The following is a 1,523-nucleotide window of genomic DNA, read 5'->3' as shown; positions in this document are numbered from 1 at the left end:
TGGCCGCCACGCCCGGTGCCAGGCCGAGGCGCTCGACGCTGTCCCGGGTGATGGTGGCGGCGATGGTCTGCCCGCCCGGGATCTCGATGACCACCTCTGCGTTGACCGTGCCCGGCACCACCCGTGCGACTCGGCCGGAGAGGCGGTTGCGTGCGCTTACCGCCGCGACGTCGGTGGCGATGATCACCGTGGAGGCCTTGATTAGTGCGTGGACGCCGTCGCCTTCGCGGATGCCCAGCTCGCGCAGGCTCTCCGCGGTAATCACTGAGGCGATCTCCTGGGTGCCGTCGGCCAGGGTGAGGCAGACCTCCACCTCTACGGCGTCCGAGCGGATGCGCGTCACCCGGCCGAAGATCTGGTTGCGGGCACTGGTGCGCAGGGCGAGCCGCCGGGTCAACGCCAGTGCCTCCGCGTCTGTCTCCGCCGTCCCGGCGGCCTCACCCAGTCGCGCCTGCTCCTCGGCAAGCCGGCGCCACGCCGTCAGCAGCTGCTGCCCTGCCGGCGTGAGTCGGGTGCCGCCGCCCCGGCGCCCGCCGGTGCGGCGCTCCAGCAACGGTACCGTCGACAGGTTGGCGATACGCTCGATGCGGTTCCAGGCCGAGCGGTAGCCCATGCCCGCCGCCTCCGCCGCGGCGTTGATCGAGCCGTGGGCCTCCAGGGCCTCCAGCAGCCGGAGATCCCGGATCAACCGGTCGTCGCCGCCGTGGGCCGGGGTCATGCCATGTCCTCCCGGGTCAGATCCCTGACCGTGACCCCGCTCAGCGTGTCCTCCAGCGAGGCGTCCCAGGCCTCGGCGGCGCGCTGTGCCGCGGCGGGGATCCGGAGCATGTGCAGGTCCAGGCCGGGGCGTTCGCCGTGGCGGCGCACGGCGGCGAGTACCTCGGCCAGCGTGGTGCGCTCCGGCGGCGTTCCCGGGAGGTAGGCCGTGTGGCCGTGCGGGTCCTCGAGCGGGCACAGCATGCCGGTCGAGACCAGCGCATCCAGTCCCTCGCCGACGGCGTGCATGGGCACGCGCAGCGCCTCAGCGAGGGCCTCCGCGCCCGGCGCCGGCGCGCGTGCATAGAACGCCGTGGCAACCCGGGCCATGATCGCGAGGGCGATCCGTTCACGCAGCCGCGGGCTCAGCGGCGCCGGCTCGCCGTGGAGCAGCATCTGCCTTGGGTACTGGTAGTAGTAGGCGATGCTCGCGCCCATGAGCAGGATCAACCAGCTCAGGTAGAGCCAGATCATGAAGATCACGAGTGCGGCAAACGCCGAGTAGATTGCGGTATAGCGGGTCGAGCCGGCGACGAAGGAGGCGAACAGCCAGCCGGTGCTCTGCCAGAGCACGCCGGCGACCAGCGCGCCCACCAGCGCCGCGGTCGGGCGGACCCGGGTGTTGGGCACGAAAAGGTAGATGAAGGCGAACGCGGCGATGATGAGCAGATAGGGGAGCAGGGCCGCCATCGCGTCCAGCACTACACCGAAGGGCTGAATGGCGGCCAGGCGCTGGACCCAGTCGGCGCTGAAGAACGAGGCGGTGA

Annotated in this window: 2 protein-coding genes; both read right to left on the bottom strand. The window is 71.6% G+C overall.

Translation table 11 applies throughout. The features are described 5' to 3' along the window. Nucleotides 1-718 (bottom strand): TOBE domain-containing protein (locus tag G7A99_RS19495; RefSeq protein WP_163143355.1); only part of this gene is annotated, 718 nt, incomplete at its 3' end. Next, on the bottom strand, nucleotides 715-1,523 hold an 809-nt coding region (locus tag G7A99_RS19490), incomplete at its 5' end, for a YihY/virulence factor BrkB family protein (protein WP_163143352.1). The genes G7A99_RS19490 and G7A99_RS19495, both read right to left, overlap by 4 nt.

It is taken from the genome of Arhodomonas sp. KWT (assembly GCF_010993615.1).
Note: the sequence above shows the minus strand (reverse complement) of the source record. Positions and strands in the feature narration are given on the sequence as shown.